We start from the raw sequence: 5,426 nt of genomic DNA, 5'->3' as shown, positions 1-5,426 counted from the left end.
TATAGTTTCCTGTATTGGTTGCTGCACTCTGGTATCCTGTATTGGATTCTTTATCGTTTTTCCAGTCAACTTTGTCAAAGATAAATTTTACTCCTGCTTCTATAAGACCCTTTAATCCTATTTCAACACCCACATGTAATTTAGATACCGCAACTTTACTATCGCCACTATCTTTGTCTACTTGTCCAGAACCTTCTACTTTACAATACCTGCTATCTGCTGGACCGTAATAATTAAATACATCCATTGGATTTTCACAAAAGTGCAATCCATTATTGCAGCATTCAATATCACCTTTCTCTTCAAAATCTGTGTTCTCTTTGTATTGGTATCCTCTGCATTGTAAATCTTTGTTAAAGCCTTTAAATCCTTGTATCTTACTCATTTACATATCCTCCTTAATATCTAATAGGTAATAATACTTTACCTGTCCTTATATCCTGTACAATAAAGCTCTCGTGGTTCTTCTTAACAAGACTATAGTTGTTTGGGTTTACACCGTTGCAATATAGTAAGTTCCAGAATTTATGTGGTAATTTCTTAGGCATCTTATTCCCTCCTTACATATTCTTCTAAAGGTATTGGCATTATTTTGTAGAATTATCATCTTAGAAAGGTGGTGATAAATTATGAAAGTTAGATTTACGTGTTGTAATTGTCGTGAAAGTTTCAATGTAGATGCTGAAAACTTTGAAAATAAATCTAGTCTTGTATGTCCTAACTGTGGCTCTGAATTTCCTTCAGACAAACTTAAAATCTTAGGCGATGCCGTACTGAAAATCGAGCAAGTTAAAAAGCCATTATTTAAAAAGGGTAGGCTCGCTGATGATGTACCAACTTGGACTATTAGCATCTTGGATTCCACAGGCGAGCATTACTAGAAACTTTATCGATAACTTGTGAAACTATACGTAACAGTGATTTAGCTTCTACATATGAAAGATTATATTTTTGGAATATTGCTCCCATATCATCTTTCATCTGAAATATGGTATTCCCATCATAATTTTCCCCAAGTATTTCGGGCTGTTCTTGAACTTGTCCTTCAGGGGCAGCTTCCTTTTTAGGGCATTTACATGACTTTCCACCTTTGCATACTCCATTGCTATCTTCAGGTACGAATTTTTCAGGCACGCTCTTTATCCTTGATGCTAAATCAGCTATAGTTTCAGCAATCTTACAAGCTTCTTCTGGTAAATTTGTCACCTCATCTTTCTCCTGCTTCTCCTGCAAAAACATGATTTGTTCCTCTATGATTTCTCTGTAATTCATTTATATAACCTCCTCTACACTAATTTGATTATTTAAAGCCACAATCTGGTCTTGCAATATTGTAGGTACTTTATAAGCTTGTATTATTTCCTTAGCCTTTTGAAATTGGCACCTTTTGATAGCTTCATATCTCCTTACACCAAATTCTCTTCTAAGCTGATGCTGTATATCTGAGTATATTTTCCCTCTAAGAGAACGGTCATTATATGCCCTGCTACCATGTCCACCTAAAGCTCTTGTCCCTACTCTTTGAACTACGCTTTGGATTTCTTTACATTCTATTGTATATAGAGGACTGTTCTCTTTTAGATCCTTAACATCATCTCTTATAGCCTTTATTTCTTCTCTATGTTCCTCTAACACCTTATAATGTAATCTAAGTTCTTCTAATGCCGTAAGTGGCTTGTTTTCTTTCACCCTAAAATATGTTTCCTCTAAATGGTCGAATTGTTCCCATGCTTTATCTGTATCTAAAATCTTACAATGTCTGTCTGCTCCACGTTCTGTCCAGAGATATAGGTGGCTTGCAAACTTATTGATAGGCAAGTCAATATTATTGACCTGGCTTTTGAAAGCCTTGAGTTTACTGCCCTCCAATTTGTAATAGTGTTTTCCTTCTTCAAAGTGTTTTAAATTATTATTAAAATTATTTTTGATATTATTGATGGTAGTTTTATAAACCTGTGCAAGTTGCTCTGTTGTCAAAATTCTTTCATTGTTATAAGTTACTGGTACTAAATTATTCATGTATTTCCTCCTTACATTATTTTCTAAAGGGTTTATTTTGCTTTTATAGAATTATCATCTTAAAGCGAGGTGATAATTTATGCCTAATGATAAAAATTTCTGCCCTTTTATAAAAGGTGTCTGTCGCAATGATTGCGTTTTTAAATATCATAATATTGCTTTACATGGTGGTGCTATATCTGATTGCTTAATTGCTGTTAAACTATCAGATATTAATGAATTACAGCATGATGATATTTCAGCTATCTGGTCCGAAATCAAAAAGAATTAATTTTGGGTCTCAAATAATTTTTTATCAATTTTCTGTACGGTAGTAAAATTACTTATTTCATTACTAACAAAAGATAATATTCTTATTGATTCGGCTACCGTGCACTCTTTTTCTCCTAAAATATTAATTATTCTTCTAGCTATCTCTTCATTTTTCTTTGTTGCTTTCATATTACTTATCCCTCCTTTGGTACTAATTTTTTGATTTATGCATAGAATAAATTGGGAAAGTGTTTACTATTTTAAAATTTAGATAAAGTTTGTCAGCTTTAATTCTGAAAGTTTATCACTTTTACATCCTTTTAATGTTTTTTAATTTTCTTTCTTCTCAAATTCTTTAATTAAATATCCGAGTTCTTCGTGAGCTAGTCTTTTTGTTACGATATCAGCGAGAACTTCTGCATATTTTTTTTCAAGTTTTTCTCTATTTTTAGGAAGTATCAAAGTGACTGAATACATATTTTTGCCCCCACATTATTTTTAATTTATGCTATGTTATTTTTCTTCTGTTTGTTACTATCTTTACGTTCGTCTTTCTTGTCTGGTATCTTATATTTTTTGATTTTCAAGATGATTCTTTTCATGCTTGTCCTCCTTTTTGACTAGTCTTTCAATAGGCTCATTTAATGCAGTAGCAATTTTAGAGACAGTGTTAATTCTTGGGTTATTAGTTCTTTGAAAAATTATATCGTATAAAGTTGCATATCCTACTTTACTAAGTTTAGATAATCTATATATCGTTAACCCGTTATCTTTCATTTTATTTTTTATGATATCACTTAGCATATTTGCCACCTCCTTTTATCGTATAAGCGATTATAGTTATATTATATATCGTTTTACCGTTTTTTCAAATTCAAATATCCTTGCTTTCTTCTAAAAAATAATATTATATTATGTATACTTCTATTTTCTATAGATTTCTTATCGTATTACCGATAACATAGAATTAAAATTATCGCAATATTATTAAAAAATATATTTATTTTATATCGGAATTATGATATAATTTTTATTGTGTTAATAATAAAAGGAGGCTATACATTAAATGGAAATATCTAATTTAGGATTAAATATAAAAAAATTTCGTATTGAAAAGGGTTGGAACCTTAAAAAATTAAAAGAAGAAAGCGGAATAGGGTATGCAACTTTACATGATATCGAAAGTGGTAAAACTCAGAATTTGAATTCTTCAAATATAGAAAAGGTTGCTGCTGCATTAGGCAAAACAACAGATGAATTACTTGGTGTTGAGGTAGAAATCATTGAAAAGCAAGTCGGGGATTTAGAGGAAACAATAAAGGCAATATTATCATCGGATGAATTGACAATCGATGGTGAAAATATAACCAATGATGAAAAAGCTGAAATTTATGATTTGATTGCTTTTGAAATTAATAGTGTAAGGAGGAGAAGAAAATCGTGCAGGAGCAACGAGTAGCCATATATTCTAGGAAAAGCAAGTTTACAGGAAAAGGCGATTCAATAGAAAACCAAATTGAAATGTGCAAACAGTACATTTCAAACCATGCTAAAAATAAAATTCAATATTTTATTTATGAGGATGAAGGTTTTAGTGGAAGTACAATAAATAGGCCTCGATTCAAAAAATTAATTAAGGATATAGAATTAAAAAAGATAGATACATTAGTATGTTATAGATTAGACCGAATTAGTAGAAATGTTTCTGATTTTTCTTCTACTTTGGAACTATTACAAAATTATAATGTAGACTTTGTAAGCATAAGTGAACAATTCGATACATCTACACCTATGGGCAAGGCCATGATATACATAGCAAGTGTATTCGCTCAATTGGAAAGGGAGACAATTGCAGAGCGTGTAAGGGATAATATGTTAGAGCTTGCTAAAGCAGGAAGATGGACTGGTGGCAAAATACCTGCAGGGTTCATATCGGTAAGGAAAAAATATAAGGATAATTTAGGATTAGAACGGGAATATTCCCAGCTTGAAATTAAAGAAGATGAAATGTCTCTTGTAAAACTTCTGTATAAAAAATATCTAGAACTCGGGAGTTTGCATAAACTCGAAGTATACGCTACTCAAAATGAGCTTAAATCTAATAATGGAATTGTATTTGAAAAATCTACGTTAAAAATTATATTACAGAATCCCATTTATGTAAAATCCAATATTGATGTAATTAACTATTTAGAATCTAACGGTTGGAAAGTTTATGGTGAATCTGACAATTTACATTCTTTACTTACATATAATAAGACTGAGCAAACTATAAAAAGGGGAAAGCGTATTAAAACTTTGAAGCCTGATGGTCAAAAATTCGCAGCAGTAAGCTCCATAAAAGGTGCAATTGAACCCAAATTATGGCTAGAAGTCCAATATCAATTTGATAAAAATAGAAATACTTTTCCTAGGCTAGGCAAAACTCATAATGCTTTATTAACTGGAAAATTAAAATGTGGATATTGTAAGGAATATATGCTAGTTCAACATGGAAGAATTTCAAAAGTAACAGGTGAAAAATTATTTTATTACATGTGTTCTTTGAAAAGGAAATCCCATAAAAAGTTTTGCGACAATAAAAACGCTAAAGCATCAGAAATTGAATCTTTAGTATTGTTAAGTTTAAAAAAACTTGGTATTAATCAGCAAGAATTTATTAATAGAATAAAGAATAATTACAGTTCTATGGATGAAAATAATGCTAATAACGAAAAAACTATATTAAATAAGCTATTAAAAGAAAAAGGGAAGCAAATTAATAATTTACTTAATATACTTTCAAAAAATCAAGACATTGAAGATGTTATGATTGAGAAAATAAGAAATATAAAAAAAGAGTGCATTGAAATTAAGAAAAAGTTATCTGCAATTGATAACAACGCAAAGAGGAATAAGCTAAACAAATTAAATTTAGATTTAATAAGAAACTTATTATCTAGATGTGCAATAATAGATAAACTTTCTCGTAATGAACAAAAGCAGATTATCGGTTCATTAATAGATGTAATATATTGGTATGGCAATGAAGATAATAATGGTAAAATATCTATAAAATTTATAGGAACAGATGATGAAGATAATGAATCTTGCTTTGAAAAAGTGGAATTAAATTTTTTTGATGATAAGTTGCAGTTTAGAACACCTAGCACATG

The 5,426-nt window shown here is 30.3% G+C and carries 10 protein-coding genes; 4 read left to right on the top strand and 6 right to left on the bottom strand.

Annotation, left to right across the window (positions count from 1 at the left end; genetic code table 11):
* On the bottom strand, positions 1-385 hold a 385-nt coding region (locus tag AB8U03_RS17945), incomplete at its 3' end, for a DUF7666 domain-containing protein (RefSeq protein WP_455423803.1).
* A gap of 244 nt (positions 386-629) precedes the next feature.
* On the opposite strand from AB8U03_RS17945, the gene AB8U03_RS17940 reads away from it, so the two are divergent.
* The gene (locus tag AB8U03_RS17940; RefSeq protein ID WP_369705914.1) at positions 630-881 is read left to right on the top strand and encodes a hypothetical protein; all 252 of its coding nucleotides are present in this window, start codon (positions 630-632) and stop codon (positions 879-881) included.
* Here the strand turns inward: AB8U03_RS17940 and AB8U03_RS17935 are convergent.
* Both AB8U03_RS17935 and AB8U03_RS17930 read right to left on the bottom strand, forming a co-directional pair.
* A complete protein-coding gene (locus tag AB8U03_RS17935; RefSeq protein WP_369705913.1) occupies positions 847-1,272 on the bottom strand; it encodes a hypothetical protein in 426 nt (141 codons plus the stop codon). The genes AB8U03_RS17940 and AB8U03_RS17935 overlap by 35 nt on opposite strands.
* A complete protein-coding gene (locus AB8U03_RS17930) occupies positions 1,273-2,019 on the bottom strand; it encodes an ORF6C domain-containing protein (RefSeq protein ID WP_369705912.1) in 747 nt (248 codons plus the stop codon).
* 79 nt (positions 2,020-2,098) lie between these two features.
* Here AB8U03_RS17930 and AB8U03_RS17925 point away from each other — a divergent pair, with 79 nt between their 5' ends.
* Positions 2,099-2,290 carry a hypothetical protein gene (locus AB8U03_RS17925; protein ID WP_369705911.1) on the top strand — a complete coding sequence of 64 codons (192 nt, stop codon included), beginning with the start codon at positions 2,099-2,101 and terminating at the stop codon, positions 2,288-2,290.
* On the opposite strand, the gene AB8U03_RS17920 is transcribed toward AB8U03_RS17925, so the two are convergent.
* From AB8U03_RS17920 to AB8U03_RS17910, 3 genes are all read right to left on the bottom strand, one after another.
* Positions 2,287-2,460 carry a hypothetical protein gene (locus tag AB8U03_RS17920; RefSeq protein ID WP_369705910.1) on the bottom strand — a complete coding sequence of 58 codons (174 nt, stop codon included), beginning with the start codon at positions 2,458-2,460 and terminating at the stop codon, positions 2,287-2,289. The two genes, AB8U03_RS17925 and AB8U03_RS17920, sit on opposite strands and share 4 nt — an antisense overlap.
* A 141-nt stretch (positions 2,461-2,601) precedes the next feature.
* The gene (locus AB8U03_RS17915; RefSeq protein WP_369705909.1) at positions 2,602-2,748 is read right to left on the bottom strand and encodes a hypothetical protein; all 147 of its coding nucleotides are present in this window, start codon (positions 2,746-2,748) and stop codon (positions 2,602-2,604) included.
* A 90-nt stretch (positions 2,749-2,838) separates the two neighbouring features.
* A complete protein-coding gene (locus tag AB8U03_RS17910; protein WP_369705915.1) occupies positions 2,839-3,048 on the bottom strand; it encodes a helix-turn-helix domain-containing protein in 210 nt (69 codons plus the stop codon).
* A gap of 289 nt (positions 3,049-3,337) precedes the next feature.
* Here AB8U03_RS17910 and AB8U03_RS17905 point away from each other — a divergent pair, with 289 nt between their 5' ends.
* The gene (locus tag AB8U03_RS17905; RefSeq protein WP_369705908.1) at positions 3,338-3,730 is read left to right on the top strand and encodes a helix-turn-helix domain-containing protein; all 393 of its coding nucleotides are present in this window, start codon (positions 3,338-3,340) and stop codon (positions 3,728-3,730) included.
* A partial coding sequence (locus AB8U03_RS17900; protein WP_369705907.1) for a recombinase family protein occupies positions 3,712-5,426 on the top strand: 1,715 nt, incomplete at its 3' end. The genes AB8U03_RS17905 and AB8U03_RS17900, both read left to right, overlap by 19 nt.

The sequence above is a fragment of the Clostridium moutaii genome (assembly GCF_041205085.1).
GTDB lineage: Bacteria > Bacillota > Clostridia > Clostridiales > Clostridiaceae > Clostridium_B > Clostridium_B moutaii.
This window is presented reverse-complemented; position numbering and strand designations above follow the sequence as displayed.

What these genes read in the sequence shown, in the direction of transcription:
- AB8U03_RS17915 (WP_369705909.1), bottom strand. Translation starts at nt 2,748, where the DNA reads ATGTATTCAGTCACTTTGATACTTCCTAAAAATAGAGAAAAACTTGAA.
- AB8U03_RS17920 (WP_369705910.1), bottom strand. Translation starts at nt 2,460, where the DNA reads ATGAAAGCAACAAAGAAAAATGAAGAGATAGCTAGAAGAATAATTAAT.
- AB8U03_RS17910 (WP_369705915.1), bottom strand. Translation starts at nt 3,048, where the DNA reads ATGAAAGATAACGGGTTAACGATATATAGATTATCTAAACTTAGTAAA.
- AB8U03_RS17935 (WP_369705913.1), bottom strand. Translation starts at nt 1,272, where the DNA reads ATGAATTACAGAGAAATCATAGAGGAACAAATCATGTTTTTGCAGGAG.
- AB8U03_RS17925 (WP_369705911.1), top strand. Translation starts at nt 2,099, where the DNA reads ATGCCTAATGATAAAAATTTCTGCCCTTTTATAAAAGGTGTCTGTCGC.
- AB8U03_RS17905 (WP_369705908.1), top strand. Translation starts at nt 3,338, where the DNA reads ATGGAAATATCTAATTTAGGATTAAATATAAAAAAATTTCGTATTGAA.
- AB8U03_RS17930 (WP_369705912.1), bottom strand. Translation starts at nt 2,019, where the DNA reads ATGAATAATTTAGTACCAGTAACTTATAACAATGAAAGAATTTTGACA.
- AB8U03_RS17940 (WP_369705914.1), top strand. Translation starts at nt 630, where the DNA reads ATGAAAGTTAGATTTACGTGTTGTAATTGTCGTGAAAGTTTCAATGTA.